The 819-nt window shown below is 68.3% G+C and carries 1 protein-coding gene; it reads left to right on the plus strand.

What is annotated here, in order from left to right; genetic code table 11:
* On the plus strand, positions 1 to 819 hold an 819-nt coding region (locus tag MKL09_RS00165), incomplete at both ends, for a methyl-accepting chemotaxis protein (protein WP_244016852.1).

An 819-nucleotide genomic window follows, 5' to 3' on the forward strand; every position in this document is an offset into this window, starting at 1 on the left:
GCCGGCATGCGCCAGATGGCCGACAGCTTCGAACAGGCGGTCGGCGGCATCATCGGCATGGTGTCTTCGTCCGCCACCGAGTTGCAGGCGACAGCACAGACGATGACGGCCACCGCGACCGAGACGGCCAGTCAGTCGACCACGGTTGCAGCAGCGGCCGAGGAGGCTGCCAGCAACGTCAACACCGTGGCGGCCGCAGCGGAAGAGCTGGGCTCGTCGGTGCAGGAGATCAGCCGGCAGGTCGCTGGTTCGGCTGAACTTGCACAGCTTGCCGTGCACGAAGCGGATCAGACAGGTGCTTTGGTCCAGGAGCTGAGCGCCGCGGTCGCACGGATCGGCGACGTGGTTGGGCTGATCTCGACCATCGCCGGCCAGACCAACCTGCTCGCCCTCAACGCTACCATCGAGGCAGCCCGGGCCGGGGCAGCTGGCAAGGGCTTCGCCGTCGTCGCCTCCGAGGTGAAGGCACTCGCCGAGCAGACCGCCAAGGCCACGAGTGAGATCTCGGGTCAGATCGCCCGTATCCAAGCCTCGACAGGCCAGGCCGTCACATCGATTGGCGGCATCACCGGGCGGATCCGCGAGATCAGCGGTGTGGCGACGTCGATCGCGGCTGCCGTCGAGCAGCAGGGCGCGGCCACCCAGGAGATCGTGCGTAACGTCAGCCAGGCTGCGATGGGCACCGGTGAGGTGACCAGCAACATCTCAGGCGTGGCCGGTGCAGCCGAGGAGACGGGTGCGGCCGCGAGCCAGGTGCTTGGGGCGTCCTCTGAGCTGTCGCGCCAGTCCGAGCACCTCGCGGCCGAGGTTGGACGCTTC

Source organism: Methylobacterium sp. J-048, from assembly GCF_022829515.1.
GTDB lineage: Bacteria > Pseudomonadota > Alphaproteobacteria > Rhizobiales > Beijerinckiaceae > Methylobacterium.